The following is a 20,110-nucleotide window of genomic DNA, read 5'->3' on the forward strand; positions in this document are numbered from 1 at the left end:
CAATAATAATTATAAAGGTCGCAGTGATGAAGCATTTAGGGATTTTATGTGTATTTTTCGTCATGTTCACGTGTCAGGTGCAGTCACAAACTCGTTTACCTTTAAGTGATTATTTTTTTGAAACATGGAATACCCGCTCAGGCCTGCCTCACAATAGTATTAATAGCTTAGCGCAAACTCAAGACGGTTATTTATGGATAGCAACATGGGAGGGTTTAGCGCGCTTTAATGGCCAAGAATTTAAACTATTTACTCGCGCTGAAATAAATAATCTTCCCGACTCAGGGCTTCGTGCACTTACTCCTACCGATGACGGCGGCTTATTAATAGCCGGTTCAAGAGGTGGTATCAGCTTATATCAATATAGACAGTGGAATACTCAGCCGAGTGCCTCAGCTATGGTTAATCACATAATTAAAAGTAACGATGACGGGTTTTGGCTGGCATTAGAAAACGATGGCGTATTTTACCGCGGGGCTAATAGTAAACACGATCAGGCCATTGTTCATAATGTTAGCGCCTATCGTGTGCTTGAGGATGCCAATGGCGTTATTTGGGCTGCTACTAGCGATGGTTTATATAAAATTGTTGATCAGCAAGCAAGCTTAATAACAGCCGATGATGGGCTACCCAATGCAGCAGTTTATACTCTACTACTTACTCGCCAAGGGAAATTAATTATTGGCAGTGAGCGCGGCGCTTATATTCTCAAAGACGCAGTATTTACTGCCATCCATCCACAGCTCAGTGTCGAGTCTATTTCTAGTTTATTAGAAGATAACCACGGTGATTTATGGTTTGGCACTATTAATAAAGGTATTTTTCGACTCAGTGTGGCTGGGCTTGAGCAATTAGATGCGAAAGGCGGACTCCCTGCTAATAGAATATTGTCTTTATTACAAGATAGAGAAAACAGTATTTGGGTGGGCACTAATGCCGGGCTGTTTAGATTAAGGGAGGCGCCATTTACCGCCTGGACTACTAAGCGGGGTTTAGCTGGGGATTACGTGCGAACGGTATTATCGCACTCCGATGGTAGCTTATGGGTAGGGAGTAGTGCCGGCCTTAACAAAATTAAAAATAATAATGTAACTCAAATAGAAGGTGCTAAAGAAGGTTCTCCCTATTCGGTATTGAGTTTACTGGAGGGCGAGGATGGCGATGTATGGATAGGCACTTATACATCGGGTGTATTAAAGGTCAGTAATAATAAAATAACGCCTTATTTAAATCGTAGTAATGGCCTTGGGAGTAACGAAGTAAGAGGGCTATTACTCGATTCCAAACAGCGATTATGGATCGGCTCTGCTATGGGGTTAACGCGAGTTGAAAAAGATGGCTCATTAGTGCAATTTACCAATGAAAAAGAGCTGCCTAGCGGTTTTATTTTAGCACTCAGTGAAGATAACAAAGGCAATGTTTGGATTGGCACCGGCAATGGGGTTGTGGTGTTTAATATACTAACTGAGCAATTTAGTGCTATAAGCTTTCCAGCGCAATTTGCTGCCGAGTATGGATTTGGTTTTTATTTTGATGACGACTACACATGGATGACGACAGATCGTGGATTAATGCGCTATGAGCACAGTGCAGGCAAAATGGCTATTTTAGGGCGGGAGCAAGGGCTGCCAGTCGATAAGTTATTTCAAATTGTGGCTCATAAAGATTCATTTTGGTTATCGAGTAACCGCGGGGTTATTCAGGTTGATCGCCAGCACGTTAATCATGTTCTTGATGAAAAACAAAAAAATATAAATATTCCACTCGTATTTCAACTTTATGACGAGGGCGATGGCATGCTCAGTGCACAAGTTAATGGCGGCTCGACCCCATCAGCAACAGTGCATAAAGATGGCACCATTTGGTTTGCTACTGCAAAAGGAGTAAGCGCGCTAAAACCTGAGTTATTGCAAGCATCAAGCAAAGTAGATTTGCCTACTATGATTGAGAGCTTTAGCGTTAACGGCAGAGCAACAGCGCTCCCATTAGATGGTGAAACAGTATTATTGCCGCCTAATGTTTCAAGATTATCTTTTCAGTATGCGGGTTTGAGTTTTATTATGCCGCAGCGTTTAAGTTTTCAAACACAGTTAGAAGGTTTTAATAAAGAGTGGGTAAACCGCCAGCACATGACAGGTGCAGAATACACCAACTTATCTGCAGGTAAGTATACGTTTAAGGTGCGCGCCGGTTATCCAAATACACAATGGCAGCAAAATGAGCAAGAAATTCGCTTTGTAATTCAAGCACATTACTGGCAAAAGTTGAGCTTTAAATTAATGCTGTTTTTTACTTTTTTAGTCACTATATATGCTATTTATAAGTACCGCTTATATCATTATAAAAAAGTAGAGGCAGAGCTAACTAAACGAGTAGAAAAGCAAACACAGGACCTTCAAGAACAGGCAAACGCCTTTGCTTATCAAGCCACTCACGACCAACTTACTGATATGCCAAACCGGCGCGCTTTCGATAGTTGGTTAGCAGCAAATTTTGCCACTTATAAGCAGCAAAATAAAATATTAGCTATTGCTATCATGGATATAGATCACTTTAAGCGGGTGAACGATGGCTGGTCACATATTGTTGGCGATAAAGTTATTTGTGAAATAGCCAAAATACTCAAATCGCATTGCGAAGGTGAGCAGCAAGTAGCTCGCTGGGGCGGGGAGGAATTTACCTTAGTGTTTCCTAACAAAACTGCAGCAGAAGCAAAACTCATGTGTGAACTATTACGGGAAGAAATTGCAAATAACGATTTTTCAGTAATTGCTGCTGGGCTGCATCAAGTAACCGCGAGTTTTGGTGTTTCTGATTCTAATAATATAGACGATTACGACCGACTTTTATCAGGAGCCGATCAGGCATTATACAAAGCCAAAAACGGTGGCCGTAATCGCACCGAAATCATGTAATTGAAAAGTGCCTCAGTCGCACACATATAGAGAGTATACATTGAGCGAAGGCATCAGCATGATAAATGGATTGTTAATTGTTATCTTAATTATTTTTGTGGTTATTTTTTGGCGTTGGCCAGCTATTCAAAATAGATTATGGCAACGTAAATATAAAACTCTTGAGCTTAATTCGCAGCAAAAAGATATTTTACTGCGTTGTATGCCTATTTATAAAAAAATGACCGATGCTGATAGAGCAAAGTTAGAGCGTCATATTATGTGGTTTTTAAGTGAAAAACGCTTTGTAGGGTGCGATGGCTTAAAACTAACAGGTGCAATGAAGCTAATTGTAGCAGCCGATGCCTGCTTGCTTGTGCTCAATAAACCTTGGCCACTTTACAAAAATGTAAAAGAAATACTCCTATATCCAAGTGCTTATTATGCGCCGCAGTTAACGCGTGATAGCGCTGGCTTAGTTAGCTATCATAATGCAATTAGGCTAGGTGAGTCGTGGCCAGGTGGTACATTAGTACTCAGTTGGCACGACGTTCTTGAGGGAAATAGATTACCCAGTGATGGCCATAATTTAGTGTTTCATGAATTTGCGCATCAGCTAGATCAAGAAACCGGCAAAACAACCGGTACGCCGTTACTTAAAACAGCAGCCGAGTATAAAGAATGGGGGCGTGTATTTAGTCGTGCCTTTAACCAGTTAAAAAGTCATGTTGCTTATAGTATGGAGCATGTTATTCATAGTTATGGCGCGACTAATGAGGCTGAGTTTTTTGCGGTGATCACCGAAACCTTTTTAGAGAAGCCGGCAGAACTGCGCCGATATGACCCTGAAATTTATCGCTTGCTGGTGGACTATTATCAATTTGACCCTATAGTCTGGCATTAATTTACGGCATTTCATCTTATAACGCTGGCAACTTGTCGGCGTTTTTGTTGCAATCATGTAAGAGAGTTACATAGAGCAACAATAATAAGTGAGAATTGCATGAAAAAAATGCTGCAAACGGTGCTAGCTTTATCTGTGTCATTGGCACTAGGCAACGCACAAGCCCAACAAGACGATGAGCCAAAATGGCAAGTAGATTCACCTAAAGGGCAATTTGTAGATGCCACCATTAGTGTTGATCAAGGCACATGGATGAACCTAGATATTAGCCCTGATGGTAAAACACTGGTGTTTGATTTACTTGGCGATATTTATACTATGCCAATAAGTGGCGGCAATGCCACACAACTTACCTCAGATATTGCATGGCAAATGCAACCGCGCTTTAGCCCAAATGGTAAACACATTGCTTTTACCTCAGATCAAGGTGGCGGCGATAATATTTGGATTATGGATTTAAACGGCGAAAACCAAAGTGCAGTAACCGACGAAACCTTTCGCTTATTAAACAGCCCTGCATGGAGTCCTGATGGCGACTACCTAGTTGCCCGTAAACACTTTACCGCAAGTCGCTCATTAGGGGCAGGCGAAGTATGGCTTTATCATAAAGCGGGTGGTAAAGGAGTACAGCTTACCAAGCGAGCTGACGATCAAAAAGATTTGGGTGAGCCGATGTTTTCGCCCGATGGTCGTTATGTGTACTTTTCGCATGATGCAACACCAGGTAAAACCTTTCATTATTCAAAAGACTCTGTGGCGGGAATTTATAAAATAAAACGTTACGACCGTGAAACCGGCGAAATTGAAACGGTGATTAGTGGTATGGGGGGCGCGATTAGACCAACCCCCTCACCCGATGGTAAAAAGCTTGCTTATATAAAGCGTGACGACTTTCAAACTAGCCTGTATTTATACGACTTAACTAGCGGTGAGCACACTAAACTGTACGATAAGTTAGAGCGTGATATGCAAGAAACTTGGGCTATTCATGGTGTTTACCCCACGATTGCTTGGACGCCAGATAATCAACAACTGGTATTTTGGGCTGGTGGCACAATACATAAACTCGATGTTAGCGATAAATCGGTAGAAACCATTGCTTTTAAAGTACAAACCACTAAAAAAATTCAAAAAGCAGTGCGTTTTACTCAAAACCTCGATACTGATGAGTTTGATGTAAAAATGCTGCGTAACGTACAAATTAGCCCCGATGGTGAAACGGCTATTTTTGAAGCGTTAGGACACATTTATAAACGTGATTTAGAATCAGGTAAAATTAAGCGTTTAACCAAACAAACCGATCATTACGAGTTATTTGCGCAGTACTCGCGCGATGGCAAAAAAATAGTGTACACCACGTGGGACGATAACGAGCAAGGTCAAGTACGTGTGGTTTCTGCGAGCAGTGGCCGTGGTGACACCATAACTGAGCAACCGGGTAAGTACGTTGAGCCTACCTTTAGCCCAGATGGTAAAACAGTGGTTTATCGCAAAGCCACCGGTGGCAGTATTTTAAACCCTAAGTGGTCACTAAACCCAGGAGTTTACAGCGTAAGCACTAAAGGCGGCAAAAGTGAGTTAATTTCAAAAAATGGCTATCAGCCACAGTTTGGCGCAGCTAACGATCGAGTGTACATCATGAGCCCGTGGCCAAAACCAACGCTGAGTGTAGTAGAGCTTGATACTAAAAAAGTGCGTAAGCTTTACGAATCTGAGCATGCCACCGAATTTAGAGTATCGCCAGATGGCCAATATCTTGCGTTTGCTGAGCGCTTTAAAGTATTTGTAACACCGTTTGTAGAAAGCGGTAAAACGCTTAATATTAGCCCTACAGACAACCAATTTCCTATTGAGCAGTTATCTGTTCGTGCGGGAGAAAATATTAGCTGGAGCGCTAATAGCAATAAACTGTATTGGACTTTAGGTCCTGAGCTTTATCATGCCAGCCTTGAGGGTATGTTTGCTATTAATAAAGCTGACGATAAAGACTTTAAAGTAAAAAGTGGCGATAACATTAGTTTTAGTAAAAAAATGGCTGAGCCAAAGGGCATGATAGCTCTAACGGGCGCTAAAATTATTACTATGGATGGCGAAAAAGTTATTGAAAATGGTGTGATTATCACCGATGGTAAGCATATAAAAGCCATTGGTACAGCCGCTGAAGTAAGCATTCCCAAAGGTGCTAAAGTAGTTGATGTAACGGGCAAAACGATTATGCCAGGGATAGTCGACGCCCACGCACATGGCTCGCAAGCAAGTGATGAAATTATTCCACAACAAAACTGGAAAAACTTTGCAGGGCTTGCATTAGGTGTAACTACAATTCACGACCCATCAAACGACACCTCTGAAATATTCACCGCCAGTGAAATGCAAAAAGCAGGCATGATAGTTGGCCCACGTATATTCTCTACCGGTACTATTTTGTATGGCGCCAATATGCCAGGGTATACCTCGCATATTGACTCGTTAGATGATGCTAAATTTCATTTAGAGCGTTTAAAAAAGGTTGGCGCGTTTAGTGTTAAATCGTACAACCAACCACGTCGCGAGCAACGCCAGCAAGTAATAGAAGCGGGGCGTGAACTGCAAATGATGGTAGTACCCGAAGGTGGCTCATTACTACAACATAACCTAAGTATGATAGTAGATGGGCATACAGGCATTGAGCATTCAATTCCGGTAGAGCATATTTACGACGATATAAAACAGCTGTGGTCACAAAGTGATGTAGGTTATACACCAACGCTTGTTGTAGCCTATGGCGGTATTTGGGGCGAAAATTACTGGTACGATAAAACGGATGTGTGGAATCACCCACGGTTAAGTAAATTTGTGCCTAAAAACCAATTATTACCGCGCTCAATGCGCCGCGTTAAAGCACCCGAGCATCACTATAACCATTTTAACAATGCCCGCGTAGCTGCTGAGCTGCAAGACCTAGGTGTACTAGTTAACTTAGGAGCGCATGGCCAACGTGAAGGTTTAGGTGCGCATTGGGAAATGTGGATGTTTGCCCAAGGTGGCATGACCCCACTTGAAGCAATTAGAGCCTCTACACTCGATCCAGCTAAGTACTTAGGGCTAGATAAAAACGTCGGATCGCTAGAAGTAGGTAAACTTGCTGATTTAATGGTAATTGATGGCGATCCGCTAAGTAATATCCGCGACTCAGACAAAATTGACTACACCATGATCAACGGCCGCTTATTTAATGCCGCAACTATGGTTGAGGTGGGTAAAAAACAGCGTAAACCACTTTATTTTGAAAACAACAAATAACATTTAAAGTTAGAGTTTAAATAACGTTAACGCATTTAAAAGCGGCTAACTTAGTGTTAAGTTAGCCGCTTTTATTAGGCATAAAAAAACCGCTTAACGCGGTTTATTTTAAAATCACATTAGGATGTTAAACAACACCGCGCGGTAAACGGCAATCGTGCTCTTTACGCGCTAATTCTACAATCCAAAACTCTTCAGCTGTATAACCGTCTTCATTTTCGGTAACAACAGTAAATGGTGCTTTTTTCTGTGCTTTAGCAGGCGCAGCCACTTTAGTTTTTTTCGTTTTAGCAGTTTTGCCAGAAGTTAACTTTTTAGTTAACTCTGCTACATCAGCTAGGCGTAAATTTTTGCCGCCATCGATGCTGTACCAGCCTGGTTTTGTAGTGATTTCAGGTTTTTTACCGTTGGCAGCTTCATACGCTGATTCAAAGGCAGATAACACTGCTGTTTTGTCTAGTTTGCTCATTAGAGACCCTATACGTTGTTAACACAGATAAAGAAGTCCTATTTATACCTATTTTAAAAGTGTTTTTCAATTTTTTGCGATTTTCCTTCCATTTTAGCTCATAAACAGCCAAAATTTGCACAAAATTCAGTGTTAAGTAAGGTAGCTTGTATGCAACGTCGAGAATTTAACCAGCTGTTAAATGACATTTTAAAACCCCACACAATTAATGATTTTTGCCCAAATGGCCTACAAATTGAAGGCAAAAATGAAATTAAAACCATAATTACTGGTGTTACTGCAAGCCAAGCACTGATTGATGCTGCAATAGAAAAAAATGCTGATGCAATATTAGTGCACCATGGTTATTTTTGGAAAGGCGAATCGCAACCAATTACAGGTATGAAAAAACGCCGCATTGGTGCGTTATTAGCAAATGACATTAACTTATTTGCTTATCATTTACCGCTCGATATACATCCGGTACTTGGTAATAACGCACAATTAGCACTGTTGCTAGATATTGAAATTGAAGCGGGTTTAGAGCCTGTTGCAAACAGCGTAGCAATGAAAGGGCGTTTAAAAACACCGTTAACGGGTGAAGAGTTTGCCAATAAAATAGCTCAAGTGTTAAACAGAACACCACTGAGCAGTTTAGTACGAACCGATAAAATAGAGACAATTGGGTTATGCACCGGTGGCGGGCAAGGTTACATTGACCTAGCTGCAGAGCAAGGCCTTGACGCCTACTTAACTGGCGAAGCCTCGGAGCAAACTATTCATAGCTCGCGCGAGCAAAATATTGATTTTTTTGCCGCAGGGCACCACGCCACAGAGCGCTACGGCATTAAAGCATTAGGTGAGCTACTCGCTCAAGAGCATGGTTTTGACGTCACATTTATTGACATAGATAACCCAGTATAAATAGTTAAAAATGCAATAAATATAAAATCATCATTAGCTCTCATGGCTTTGGTAAACAATACAAAAAACCATATTAATACATGTGTTAGTGAAGGTTGCGGCTGGGTGGTTTTTACTAAATACAAAGTGACAGGTAAAGCTTAAGCTATAAATCTTAAGCTACTAACCTATGCGGCTATTTTATATTTATGAGCTGCTTTAGATTTAAGTCGTGATCGCGTTTTTGAGGAATGCTTGAAGCCGTTTTTCTATAACTAGAAACTTTAGAGCCTCGAATATAAGTAATGAGAGGAGTCACTTTTGAGCGAAATGAAAATATTTGGTCTTTTTTTAATTACGGCTTTGGCAGAAATTATTGGCTGTTATTTACCATACCTTTGGTTGCGTGAGGGGAAATCGGTTTGGTTACTGGTTCCTGCAGCCCTAAGCTTGGCTATATTTGCTTGGTTATTGTCGTTGCATCCAGCCGCTGCAGGTAGGGTTTATGCTGCTTATGGTGGCGTGTATATTTTCATGGCTATTTTGTGGTTGTGGGCTGTTGATGGTATTCGTCCAACTACATGGGATCTTGTGGGGTCTGGTGTAGCACTTGTAGGTATGGCTATAATAATGTTTGCTCCACGTAGCGTATAACAATAGTATCAGAGGTGGTAGTTTCCATCACGGAAAATAAAAAACACCTATTTTAAGGTTTGTAATTGCAGCGTAGTTAGTAAAGCTGCACATATCCGGAAATTACCATGTCTAAATCAGTTCAACCGCACATTAAAAATGTAGCTCTAATCGTTAAAAGCTACGATGGTGCTATCGCGTTGTATACTAAAAAACTTCAATTTACACTCCTCGAAGATACTGATTTAGGTGGCGGGAAGCGCTGAGTTTAGGTTTATCTTCCCTATTCTAATGGTACGAATTTACTAGGAGCACAAACGAGCAGACACAAGCTGTTGGTAACCAAACCGGTGGACGTGTTTTCTTATTTTTACAGACCAACGATTTCTGGCGAGACTATGAGCTAATGAAAGCAAATGATGTTGTATTTAATGAAGAGCCATGAGTTGAAGAGTATGGCGCAGTAGTGTTTTTTCAAGACCTATATAGTAATAAATGGGATTTACTGCAACTCAACAGCACAACCAAATAGTATGCACTTAACAATAGACTATAGGAACAACAGCTGTTTTCACCATATACTTAATCTGGCAGCATCTAAGCCAATAAATTTAAAAAATTAAGAACCGATAAAAATTATGAGCACTGAAAATATTTCTCAAAAAACCGCTAGCTTATTCCCATGGCTGATTATGATCTTGATGTCGTCAGTGACCTTTGTAGGGATATTATCGGAGCTGATGCCCTCAGGTGTTATGCCTTTAATGATGGCCGATCTCAATATTAGTGAGATGCAAACAGGTAATTTGGTGGGCTACTACGCCATTGCTTCAGCGATATTTGCAATTCCGCTCATTTCAATGACGATGCAATTTAATCGCAAGCACTTACTGCTGATTTTGTTGAGTGGCTTTGCCGTTTCAAACATTGTGGTTGGGCTGATTGATAATTATAACGTTATTATTTTTCTTAGAATTATCGGAGGCATTTGTGCAGGTGTGATGTGGCCAATGATTGCAGCTTACGGTATGCGACTGGTAGATGAGGAACATCATGGCAAGTCTATTGCGGTTATTATGGCAGGCACCACGCTCGGAATTAGTCTTGGTATGCCCATAATGACCACTATTGGCAATGAATATGGCTGGCGAAGTGAGTTTATTGGCTTTGGGCTGGTTATTATTGCTATTGCAGTTATTAGCTTTTTTGCTTTGCCTTCTACGCCCGGTGAAAAGCTGAGCAAAAGCTCCTCACCTTTTGCGGTATTAACAAATCCAGCTGTACTAGTTATTCTTGTGCTTACCTTGCTTGGTGTAACCGCACATTATGGTGCCTATGTTTACATTACAAGCCTGGTTGAGGAAATTGGTTTAGCTGGTGGGATTGAAAGTGCTTTATTGTTTTTTGGTATAGGTTCGATGATTTCTGTTTTTTTAGCTATAAAACTTATCGATAAATACCTGCGGCTATTAACAATAACCATGTTTGCATTACTTATTGTTTCTATGCTCACATTACTAATGTTTGGCAAAGTAAAAGGTGTAGGGCATTTTGCTTTTTTTATCTGGGGTCTTTCATTTGGTCCCTTAGTCACTTTAATGCAGGCCGCCGTTAGCAGGCAGGTAAAAAATGCTAAAGATGTTGCTACTTCAGTTCAGTCCTCGGTATTTAATTTATCCGTTATGATCGCATCTTCTGTTGCTGGGCTGCTGCTGGGGATTTATTCACCTATGAGCTTGGTGTACTTTGCCGTTGCTTTATCTATTCCGGGTATTATTATCTCATTTTTTGCGAAAAAAACTTTAAGTAAAGTGTTTTAGAAAAACTTATTGATACTAAGAAAATAAAATCTATACAGTTAAAGTGAAGTGGCCAATTGAAAGGTAGTGTAACTAATATTACTCCCTCTAGTGCCGGATGATGATGGTTATAGTTATAGCTTGTTCATGCAGCAAAATGGCCTAAAGTGAGCTCCCTATGTATCTGCTTTAGCATTTGGAATTTGACTCTAAGCGCGATGGAAAGTCACTGCTTGTTGCTTAACAAAGTAATCAAAGCTGTCTTTGGTAAGTGCACTAACACGTGTAACTTTGTGGGATGTTATGTGGCGCATTGGCAAAAGTGTTATAAATTAACAAAACCGGACACCTATTTAAGTAATCCGGTTTAATACACTATTTGTAATTTACTGTGTTGAACTTACGTTAAAGTGCTTCTGGGTCTATCCAACGGCGCATGCTGATCCACGCTTTACCCACTACCTCATGGCTGTATTGTGTTACTACATGCAAAGCTTGGGCATTTGGTACGAGTTGTTTGTGCCAAGGTAATACAGCAAAGTTATGATAATCAGTTGCCGCTGTTATTACCTCAACACCTTGGGCGTTAAATAAATCTTTTGCGCGCGGCATATGTAAAACTGAAGTAACCAATGCCACTTTGTAGTCAACTAATGTGGGGGCTAATAATCTTGCTTCGGCTGGGGTATCCATAGCCGCTGGATTTTGCACTAAGCGATTTTTATTAATGCCTAAATTTATTGCTGTGTTATACATTAAGCTACTATTAGTGACTTTTTGGTATCCGCCGCCCGATACAATAAGTTGTGCATTTGGGTAGAGTTTGGCTAGCTTTATGCCTTCGACTAAACGAGTAAGTGCGCAGTTGCCAAGTTGGTTATTAGCACTTAAAGCCGTGTTGGGGTTAATGTCGCAACCGAGTACGACTATTTTGTCAATTTTTGGCTGTTTTAATGAATTAAATGCCAGTGCGGGTGACTCGTTATTTTTTATAATTAGGTTAGCAACCAGCGGTGTGCTGACTAAAAGCAGCGCCGCTAAGCTTATAAAAGATAAAAATAAAGCAGATCTTTTACCTCTAAATGCCAAAAGTAGCATAATAAGGGCAAATAGACCCAATAAAGGCAGTGGCATTAATAAACCACCCAATAATTTTTTAATGGCAAACATAATGAGTAATATAAAAAGCTAAGTTAGCTTTATATTACTCATGTGTAAGATGTTTATCGACCGTTATTTAACTTACAGGTATTTAAAAAGTGACGATAAACAGGGTTGTCTTTCATTTCTTTTTTCATCGCTAAATACATAGGGCGAGTTAAGCCTAATGCTCCTAGCGGAATTGACTTAATTAATCCTTGGCTTTCGTAAGGTGTAACCAGCCAGTCGGGTAATGCAGCCACGCCCATGCCCGCACTAACGAGTTGAAAAATAAGTAATCCCTGGTCAACTGTTTTAAGTGTGCCATCAAAACGGGCATTTTGAATAAAGTGTTTAAAAATATCTTGGCGTTCGCGCGGAATAGGGTAGGAAATAATAGTTTCGTTTTTTAAATCAAGCGCAGTTACATAGGCTTTTTTAGCAAGATCATGGTCGGGGGCAACAATGAGCTTTAATTTAAAGTCGAATAAATGGGCGTATTCTAGCTGGTCGGGTTCGCGTATATCTGAGGTGAGCACTAGGTCAAGTTCATCACTTAATAAATCAGGGATGGCGTCGTAGCTAAAACCGCGTTCGTAATCAATTTTTATATCGGGCCAAAAGTTATTAAATTCTTTAATTGTTGGCAATAACCAATGAAAGCACGCATGGCACTCAACACTTAAGCGCATTTGTGAAATAGGCTGGTTTAAACTTTCTTTTAAGCGGCACTTGGTTGCTTCTACTTTTGGTAATATTTCGTGGGCTAATTCAAGTAATAGCATACCTTGGGGGGTAAATCGTACTGGTTGGGTTTTTCTCTCGAACAATTGGCAGTCTAATTTGTTCTCTAAATCTTTGATTTGATGTGATAAAGCCGATTGCGTTAAAAATAACTCACGTGCGGTATTAACCAAAGATCCCGTTTCTTTTAAGGTAGCAATGGTTTTTAAGTGTTTAAGACCAATCATCTTTAAAAATTCTCATGAAAAAGGTGAGTTTAACTCAGAGTAAGCACATATTACGCTTTTACAAAAAACGTTTCAACGTCTAGAAGGCTGTTAATTGTGTTTTATTAGTAACCTCTATGCTTAACATTAAGTTTTTTAATCATGAAAGTCATTTTAAAATAGATTTGATGGGTTTTGCATGAGTTTAGCTCATGTTGGGTTTTGGTGTGATTACTAAAAATATTGTGGGCGAGCATGGATTTATTACAAAGGTTTGAAATGTTGATTACCCGAATGACACTGACCAAGTGTATTAGGATATTAATACAGCTAAGATGCCCAGTATTGCATGGATAAAAAGCAATTATTCACAAAGCAGCTAAAGCACCGGTTGCGCGTTTGTGGATAAATCCAGATTGTGGTTTAAAACCAGATCATGGGACAAGCACTTACCAACATGGTTAAAACAACCAAAGAGCTGCGTGAAGAGCTAAAGGTTAGATCTACACCTTAAAAATGTAGCTTACGTATATTACTTATATAAAAATAATCGTAAAAATAAGCCAGCAATAATTAGCTGGCTTTTTTATTATAGTGGGGCGCCGATTAGTAAAATAGCTTCTTGGGCTGTTACCGGTTTTGATTTTAAATAGCCTTGCCCGTAATTGCACTGCGTAGTTTGTAAAATAGCGAGTTGCTCAGCAGTTTCAATCCCCTCAGCAACCACTGCAAGATTAAGTGATATTGCTAGCGACAAAATAGCATCAACGAGTGGGTTGGCTGAGTCATGTAAGTGATCAATAAAGCTCTTATCTATTTTTAAAATATGAATAGGTAGCTGATGTAAGTAACCAAGCGCTGAGTAACCTGTACCAAAGTCATCAAGGCAAAGCTTTACTTTTAATGGCGATAAGCCTTCAATTATTTGCGTAGCTAAGTCTAAATTTTCGATTAACCCCGATTCAGTAATTTCTAAACACAAAGATCCCAGTGGGAGCTGATATTTATTATAAATAGCGTGAATTTGTGCCACAAAATCTAAACTGGCAAAGTGACGAGACGATACATTAACGGTGACTTTTAAAAACCGGTGTCCTTGTTGATGCCAAGTGCTAATTTGTTGTGCGGCTAAATCTAATAAATGTAAGTCTAAATTAATTATTTGCCCGGTTTTTTCAGCAATTGGGATAAAGTCATTTGGCGGTACAAACCCTTTACTGGGATGATGCCAACGAACAAGTGCTTCAAAACCGATTACTTCACATGTTGCAATGGTAAATATAGGCTGAAAATACAGCTCAAACTCATTGTGCTCTATACCGTGTTGTAAGTCGTTTTCAATATCGGCATGTGTTTTAAGCTTTTTGCGCATAATATTATTAAATAGCTTAACTTGTCCGCGTCCTGTCGATTTAGCTTCGTACATAGCTGCATCAGCTTGTTGCAATAAAATATAGGCTTTGTCGTTTTCGTTATCACTTAATGCTACGCCAATACTTGTAGATGCTTGTAATAGGTGGCCGTCAATATTAATTGGCTTTGAAAGGGCAAGTTGTATGCGTTTGAGCGCATCCGTTACCTGATTGCGGTGAGTGATGTTTTCCATAAAAATAGCAAACTCATCGCCACCTAAACGTGAAAATGTGTCGGTATTGCGCACCGTGCCTTTAATTAATTGGCATATTTTTATTAAAAAGTGATCACCAACTTCATGACCAAGTGAATCATTAATACTTTTAAAACGATCAAAATCTAAATAGAGTAAGGCGTGGCTAGTGCCTTTTTTTGCTCTTGCAAGGCGTAAAATAGCATGCTTAATTCGCTCAATAAGTAATGAGCGATTAGCTAGGCCAGTGAGGTCATCGTGCAGGGCGCGGTGCTCTAGTTCTTGGCGAGCTAATTGGCGATCAATCGCCATACTTATTTGTCGGCTAACATAGGTCAGCAGCGCATTATCGTGTTGACTGTAATGTAGCGCTTTATCGTAACTTTGCACTACTATAACACCGCTATGGCGATCGTTTACCCTAAATGGGACACCTAACCAAGATTCTGCGCGCCTACCCACCATTTTAAAATGCTGTTGTTCTACATGGTGTAAAAACTCACTATTAGTGAGCAGTAAAGATTGCTCCGTAACTAATAAATAATACGAGGCAGTATCTTTTAATTGCTCTTTTGAAATTTTTTGATGGCTGTTGGTTTTAATGCCTTCTTCAACAATATAAACAATATCTAACACGTCAATTTGTTTATCGTATAGCGCTATAAAAAAGTTATCGGCAGGGAGTAAACTATTAATAATTAAATGCAGCGATTCAAAAAAAACGTCTAAATTTTTAGCTTTATAAGTTAAGTTTGCAATTTGCAGCAGGCTATTTTCTAACTTTTGGGCATTATTTAATTGTAAAACCGTTGTTTGTAAGCTGTTTACCGTATTAACTTGGTTTATTTTGGCACTTAATAAGTGAGCAACCGTAGTGAGTATTTCGAGGTGCGAGTTAGTAAAGTAATTTTTAATTGGGTGCTCACAATCTATTACCCCTAAAACATGATCTTTGTATATAAGTGGAACACATATTTCAGATTGAGCAGGGCGCTCATCAGCAATGTAGCGGCTATCTTTGGTTACATCGCCAATCATGATTGCTTTAGCTGTGGTTGCTACATAGCCGGTGATACCTTCATCAAAGCGGATCACTTTTCTCTGTGCTTGATATTCTTTGCGCTCACTGGCAACGCCCATAGAAGCGGCTTGAATAAGCGTTAAATTGGCAGTATCAGCAAGATAAATAACACAATCAACAAAGCCAAGCCTATTAATCACTTGGGTAGTTACATATTCAAATAGCTCATCAAGCGTATCTAATTGCAGCAAGCTTGAGGAGAACTGATTAATTATACTCAGCTGATCGGTTTTAACTTCGAGCGCTGTAGTGATATCTACTTTGTTAGGCATAGCAAATAATGTAGTTCTTAGTTAAGTATAAATACGGGTACTAATTTAACATGGTATTAACTTTCCTACAAAACAAAATGACAATTGCTTTATGTAAACTGTAAAGTTTAATTGCAGCGCTACAAAGGTTGATTATTTATAATAAGATCTTTACTCGAAAACGTCCTATGCCTATGATCGGATAAATTTAGCTTAGGGACCAACTCATGACCGTTAAAAATACAGACTCTGCAGCAACACTCACTATTACCAGGCCAGATGATTGGCATGTACACTTACGTGATGGTGATCAATTAAAAGACACGGTTCGTGATATTAGCCGTTATATGGGTCGAGCAATTATTATGCCTAATTTAATGCCGCCAGCAACTTGTACAGATACGGCATTAGCATACAGAGAACGTATAATGGCTGCAGGCCCACAAGGCAATTTTGAGCCTTTAATGGTGCTATACCTTACAGATAAAACAACCCCAGATGAAATAATAAAAGCCAAAGCAACTGGCAAAATAGTTGCAGCAAAACTATATCCGGCAGGTGCAACAACAAATTCAGACTCAGGTGTTACCTCAATTAAAAATATTTACCCTGTTTTAGCTGCAATGCAAGACGTAGGCATGCTGCTTTTAATACACGGTGAGGTGACAGATTCGTCTATTGATATTTTTGACCGTGAAAAAATATTTATCGAAACGATTTTAGGTGATGTAGTAACTGACTTTCCTGAGCTAAAAATAGTACTTGAGCATATTACAACCAAAGATGCGGTAGAGTTTGTAACTAATGCGCCGGATAATGTTGCAGCAACAATTACTGCTCATCACTTACTGTACAATCGCAACCATATGCTGGCAGGGGGCATTCGCCCACATTATTACTGTTTACCTATTTTAAAACGTAATATTCACCAACATGCTTTAATGGCTGCTGCAGTAAGTGGTAATAAAAAATTCTTTTTAGGTACTGACTCAGCGCCTCATTATAAAGATAAAAAAGAAGCTGCGTGTGGTTGTGCAGGAGCTTATACCGCACATGCTGCTATTGAGTTATACGCAGAGGCATTTGAAGGCGCTGGTAAACTAGACAAACTGGAAGGCTTTGCAAGCTTTTTTGGACCAGACTTTTATGGCCTTGCACGTAATAAAGATACCATTACTTTAGAAAGAAGCCCGTGGCAAGTGCCTGCAAGTTATACGCTTGGCGACTCACAAGTAGTACCTATAAAGGCAGAGGATACAATTGACTGGCAAGTTAAGTAGCCTGGTTGCTCACAATACCTAAAATTTTTAAAGCCGTTTAGCTTAGCTAAGCGGCTTTTTCATTTTTTAAACGGAGTTTAAAGTTTAGGTAGAATCAGCTGGTAATTTTAGAAAAGCGCTTTAGATTTATTGTTAGATGATTATAGAAAATACTAAAGCGTTTAATAGTATTGCCAGCAAGGTGACAATTACAGGGTAAAATCTATATTTATTTGCTTTTAAATTAACCGTTTAAGAAAAAAAATCAGAAACAACGCATTATTGATAAATATTTTCTAATTAATAGAGCGAAATAAAATTTAATGTGCTAATCTTAACTTGCTTTGAGTTTTTGCCTAATGAATTTACGGATGTTGTGCTGCGTTTAAGGTTACCGGTTTGGTTATTACTTCTTCCTGTACTGTACCTCCATATTTTTGAGCATTGATTCAAGGAGGATATTGCCATAATAATATGGCTGAATTTTAATTATTGACTTACAGGAAAATTTAGTATGTCGGTTACTGGTAAAGTAAAGTTTTTCAACGAAGCTAAAGGCTTTGGTTTCATTGAACAAGAAAATGGTCCTGACGTGTTTGTACATTTCAGCGCAATCACTGGTTCTGGTTTTCGCACTCTTAGCGAAGGTCAAGCAGTGACATTCAGCATCAAGCAAGGTCAAAAAGGCCCTGAAGCTGAGAACGTAGAAGCAGCATAATTTATTATGTGAACCTTCGTTCAACGTGGTGAAACAGGCTACTGTTTCACCATAATTTTCTTTTTAAATAATTCACATTCTCGCAAATAAAATCCAAATTTTTACCTCTAAATATTAACCTCCAAATATTAACCTCTAAATATTTTAATTATCACTTATCAACTTAAACACTCTGTTGTTGTGCGTCATTTTAATAATTACAATTTTTAAAAATTCCATTACTCAATAAATAAAATCATTCTTTATGTATTTGCTATTTGTAGTTTAAATAACCACAAACACAGCAAATCATGGGTTATAAAGTTTAATGGTAATATTATTAAAAAAGATTAAATAGCTTCTTCACTGTGTTGAAAGTAACTTAAAAAGAGTAACTAATTTTTGTTTGTGCGCAGTTAATTTAAATCCCCCTTCGTTATTTACTCCCACTGAATTTAAAGCAGTTTTAATAAGCTGATACAAGGTCGTCAAAGTTATTAAAAGTAACTTGTGTACGCATGTAAGTTGCGTATGTAAGTGCTGCGAGCGTACAAAGGCGCTACAACAGGGTATTAAACTACCAGCCTCATAGTTTAAGGGGTAAGCACTCCTTAGCTTTAATGCTGTGTTAATCAATCCACATCACTTTAAATTAATAAAAAATGATCAGGCTATAGAATTAAATCATCACTAGCTGCGTTAAAAGTAATTTTTAGTCACCACACGAGCGTACTAAGTGAAAGTGATGGCAAAGTAATGATTCAGAACAACGAAATATAAAGCCTTGATTAAGAACAAGAGGCTTGCTCGTCATTAAAATAACCCTTTAAATTAAGCATATTAATATTATTGCCTTAGGGGATGTAGTAATTATCAACTACTCTCAAATAAGCCTGCAGATACCGCTTTAGTAGCAAACATTAAAAATAAACATTGTGCTAATAGGGTGGTAATGATTTATATTATTTTTGCATTTTAAAAAATGGATAAGCCATATTTATTGTTTGAATTCTACCTTTATGGTTAGTTTTTTATAATGTAATACACAATAGTTATTATGAAGTGGGTTGTAGATTATCTATGGTACAAATGAGTTTTCGTCTATAAAACGCTCAAAAGTTGTTAAAGATAAAATAATAGAAGGTTATTTATATTTTTTTTTTAGTCTCTAAATAGTTAACGTGAAATGTTATAATAATGTTTATTTTTAAGTTGTTAATTATGAATGTTGTTATTGCAAAAGGGTTTCATGAAAGTATTTGCGGTAAAGTGGTTGCAATAATGTTAATGTTATCGGGTTGGTATATTAAATAACTAGTTCATATGCATATTTATTTATAGGTAATGCTAAACATCAAGTTGACATGACTTACTGCATTTAGCATTATTGAAAGGTTGATATCTATTAAAAGATATCAGGGTTGTCTTCCTCTTGTAGGTTGATAATTAAATTATAAAAGTAACATTACTTAATTGGTTGGGAACTATGTCTGTTAAAATCAGAAAGAGTCTTGTAGCAACTGCGTTGGTTGGCGCATTTGCATTTGCAAGCAGCAATGTGATTGCAGATCCTTTGAATGACGTGCAACAAGCAGGTCAGCAAATTCAAAAGGCTGCAGTTAAGTCTCAAACTAAAATTGACAATGTATATGGTCAAACTCAAGAGCTAATAGCTGAGTACCGTAGCATCGTTGATGAGACTGAACTTATGAAAGTGTACAACGATCACGTAGCACGTTTGGTTGATGACCAAAACGCGTCTATTGAATCGTTTGACCGTCAAATAGCAACTATTGATAACACTAAACAAAACGTTGTGCCTCTGATGTATCGCATGATCGATACGCTTGAGCAATTCATCAAAGCGGACGTTCCATTTAATCTTGAAACGCGCTTAGGTCGTGTTGAAAGATTACGTGAAATCATGTCTTCTTCTTCTGTAACAACGTCTGAGAAATTCCGTCAAGTACTTGAAGCTTACACAGTAGAAACATCATACAGCTCAGCTGTAAATGCTTCACAAGGTACGCTTGATGTTGATGGCCGTAGCATTAACGTTGATATCGGTCGTTTAGGTCGTATTACTTATGTTGCGCAGTCTTTTGACTTAAAACATGCTTGGGTTTGGGATAACAACACTAAACAGTGGAAAGAATTAGGTGAAGAATACCTAAAATCTGTTAAAGAAGTGATCCGTATGGCACGTAAGCAAGCGACACTAGAACTTGTTAAACTACCAATTTTTGGCGCGGAGTAATCAATA

14 protein-coding genes and 1 pseudogene are annotated in these 20,110 nt (G+C 38.8%); 11 read left to right on the forward strand and 4 right to left on the reverse strand.

All coding sequences use genetic code 11. The features are described from left to right. Positions 1–26: 26 nt before the first annotated feature. The 3 genes from AAEZ18_RS14040 to AAEZ18_RS14050 all read left to right on the forward strand — a co-directional run bounded on the left by AAEZ18_RS14040 (position 27) and on the right by AAEZ18_RS14050 (position 7,080). Positions 27–2,915, forward strand: coding sequence for a two-component regulator propeller domain-containing protein (locus tag AAEZ18_RS14040; RefSeq protein ID WP_350595050.1), 2,889 nt, complete (start codon positions 27–29; stop codon positions 2,913–2,915). 58 nt (positions 2,916–2,973) lie between these two features. Then, a complete protein-coding gene (locus AAEZ18_RS14045) occupies positions 2,974–3,798 on the forward strand; it encodes a M90 family metallopeptidase (protein ID WP_011327855.1) in 825 nt (274 codons plus the stop codon). Positions 3,799–3,897: 99 nt separating this feature from the next. Continuing rightward, positions 3,898–7,080 (forward strand): amidohydrolase family protein, encoded by a 3,183-nt coding sequence (locus AAEZ18_RS14050; protein ID WP_086993317.1) that lies wholly within the window; start codon positions 3,898–3,900, stop codon positions 7,078–7,080. 127 nt (positions 7,081–7,207) lie between these two features. On the opposite strand, the gene AAEZ18_RS14055 is transcribed toward AAEZ18_RS14050, so the two are convergent. After that, on the reverse strand, positions 7,208–7,549 hold the full coding sequence (locus AAEZ18_RS14055) for a hypothetical protein (protein ID WP_011327857.1): 342 nt from the start codon (positions 7,547–7,549) through the stop codon (positions 7,208–7,210). A gap of 150 nt (positions 7,550–7,699) precedes the next feature. Between AAEZ18_RS14055 and AAEZ18_RS14060 the strand changes: the two genes are divergently transcribed. The 4 genes and pseudogenes from AAEZ18_RS14060 (at position 7,700) to AAEZ18_RS14075 (ending at position 10,884) form a co-directional block, all read left to right on the forward strand. Then, entirely contained in the window at positions 7,700–8,452 is a 753-nt protein-coding gene (locus AAEZ18_RS14060) for a Nif3-like dinuclear metal center hexameric protein (RefSeq protein ID WP_089368023.1), read from the forward strand. A gap of 309 nt (positions 8,453–8,761) precedes the next feature. Then, on the forward strand, positions 8,762–9,085 hold the full coding sequence (locus AAEZ18_RS14065; RefSeq protein WP_011327860.1) for a YnfA family protein: 324 nt from the start codon (positions 8,762–8,764) through the stop codon (positions 9,083–9,085). Positions 9,086–9,192: 107 nt separating this feature from the next. Then, positions 9,193–9,596 (forward strand): annotated as a pseudogene (locus AAEZ18_RS14070) (VOC family protein). Positions 9,597–9,702: 106 nt separating this feature from the next. Beyond that, positions 9,703–10,884: an MFS transporter gene (locus AAEZ18_RS14075; protein ID WP_086993320.1), complete on the forward strand. Its 1,182-nt coding sequence runs from the start codon at positions 9,703–9,705 to the stop codon at positions 10,882–10,884. Positions 10,885–11,268: 384 nt separating this feature from the next. On the opposite strand, the gene AAEZ18_RS14080 is transcribed toward AAEZ18_RS14075, so the two are convergent. Both AAEZ18_RS14080 and AAEZ18_RS14085 read right to left on the reverse strand, forming a co-directional pair. After that, positions 11,269–12,033 (reverse strand): YdcF family protein, encoded by a 765-nt coding sequence (locus AAEZ18_RS14080; protein ID WP_080516809.1) that lies wholly within the window; start codon positions 12,031–12,033, stop codon positions 11,269–11,271. Positions 12,034–12,086: 53 nt separating this feature from the next. After that, the gene (locus AAEZ18_RS14085; RefSeq protein WP_011327866.1) at positions 12,087–12,974 is read right to left on the reverse strand and encodes a LysR family transcriptional regulator; all 888 of its coding nucleotides are present in this window, start codon (positions 12,972–12,974) and stop codon (positions 12,087–12,089) included. Between the two features lie 378 nt (positions 12,975–13,352). On the opposite strand from AAEZ18_RS14085, the gene AAEZ18_RS14090 reads away from it, so the two are divergent. After that, on the forward strand, positions 13,353–13,418 hold the full coding sequence (locus tag AAEZ18_RS14090; protein WP_231613568.1) for a hypothetical protein: 66 nt from the start codon (positions 13,353–13,355) through the stop codon (positions 13,416–13,418). 124 nt (positions 13,419–13,542) lie between these two features. On the opposite strand, the gene AAEZ18_RS14095 is transcribed toward AAEZ18_RS14090, so the two are convergent. Continuing rightward, positions 13,543–15,912, reverse strand: a complete 2,370-nt coding sequence (locus AAEZ18_RS14095) for a GGDEF domain-containing protein (protein WP_089368024.1) — start codon at positions 15,910–15,912, stop codon at positions 13,543–13,545. Positions 15,913–16,118: 206 nt separating this feature from the next. Here AAEZ18_RS14095 and pyrC point away from each other — a divergent pair, with 206 nt between their 5' ends. The 3 genes from pyrC (at position 16,119) to AAEZ18_RS14110 (ending at position 20,104) form a co-directional block, all read left to right on the forward strand. Beyond that, a complete protein-coding gene (gene pyrC, locus AAEZ18_RS14100) occupies positions 16,119–17,171 on the forward strand; it encodes a dihydroorotase (RefSeq protein WP_086993324.1) in 1,053 nt (350 codons plus the stop codon). A 493-nt stretch (positions 17,172–17,664) separates the two neighbouring features. After that, the gene (locus AAEZ18_RS14105) at positions 17,665–17,868 is read left to right on the forward strand and encodes a cold-shock protein (RefSeq protein ID WP_002961702.1); all 204 of its coding nucleotides are present in this window, start codon (positions 17,665–17,667) and stop codon (positions 17,866–17,868) included. A 1,465-nt stretch (positions 17,869–19,333) separates the two neighbouring features. Then, the gene (locus tag AAEZ18_RS14110; protein WP_058373057.1) at positions 19,334–20,104 is read left to right on the forward strand and encodes a DUF3450 domain-containing protein; all 771 of its coding nucleotides are present in this window, start codon (positions 19,334–19,336) and stop codon (positions 20,102–20,104) included. The last annotated feature ends 6 nt before the right edge of the window (positions 20,105–20,110 follow it).

The sequence above is a fragment of the Pseudoalteromonas sp. 19-MNA-CIBAN-0066 genome (genome assembly GCF_040308705.1).
GTDB lineage: Bacteria > Pseudomonadota > Gammaproteobacteria > Enterobacterales > Alteromonadaceae > Pseudoalteromonas > Pseudoalteromonas nigrifaciens.

What these genes read in the sequence shown, in the direction of transcription:
- AAEZ18_RS14105 (WP_002961702.1), top strand. Translation starts at nt 17,665, where the DNA reads ATGTCGGTTACTGGTAAAGTAAAGTTTTTCAACGAAGCTAAAGGCTTT.
- AAEZ18_RS14110 (WP_058373057.1), top strand. Translation starts at nt 19,334, where the DNA reads ATGTCTGTTAAAATCAGAAAGAGTCTTGTAGCAACTGCGTTGGTTGGC.
- AAEZ18_RS14080 (WP_080516809.1), bottom strand. Translation starts at nt 12,033, where the DNA reads ATGTTTGCCATTAAAAAATTATTGGGTGGTTTATTAATGCCACTGCCT.
- AAEZ18_RS14045 (WP_011327855.1), top strand. Translation starts at nt 2,974, where the DNA reads ATGATAAATGGATTGTTAATTGTTATCTTAATTATTTTTGTGGTTATT.
- AAEZ18_RS14060 (WP_089368023.1), top strand. Translation starts at nt 7,700, where the DNA reads ATGCAACGTCGAGAATTTAACCAGCTGTTAAATGACATTTTAAAACCC.
- AAEZ18_RS14095 (WP_089368024.1), bottom strand. Translation starts at nt 15,912, where the DNA reads ATGCCTAACAAAGTAGATATCACTACAGCGCTCGAAGTTAAAACCGAT.
- AAEZ18_RS14065 (WP_011327860.1), top strand. Translation starts at nt 8,762, where the DNA reads ATGAAAATATTTGGTCTTTTTTTAATTACGGCTTTGGCAGAAATTATT.
- AAEZ18_RS14055 (WP_011327857.1), bottom strand. Translation starts at nt 7,549, where the DNA reads ATGAGCAAACTAGACAAAACAGCAGTGTTATCTGCCTTTGAATCAGCG.
- AAEZ18_RS14085 (WP_011327866.1), bottom strand. Translation starts at nt 12,974, where the DNA reads ATGATTGGTCTTAAACACTTAAAAACCATTGCTACCTTAAAAGAAACG.
- AAEZ18_RS14050 (WP_086993317.1), top strand. Translation starts at nt 3,898, where the DNA reads ATGAAAAAAATGCTGCAAACGGTGCTAGCTTTATCTGTGTCATTGGCA.
- AAEZ18_RS14040 (WP_350595050.1), top strand. Translation starts at nt 27, where the DNA reads ATGAAGCATTTAGGGATTTTATGTGTATTTTTCGTCATGTTCACGTGT.
- pyrC (WP_086993324.1), top strand. Translation starts at nt 16,119, where the DNA reads ATGACCGTTAAAAATACAGACTCTGCAGCAACACTCACTATTACCAGG.
- AAEZ18_RS14075 (WP_086993320.1), top strand. Translation starts at nt 9,703, where the DNA reads ATGAGCACTGAAAATATTTCTCAAAAAACCGCTAGCTTATTCCCATGG.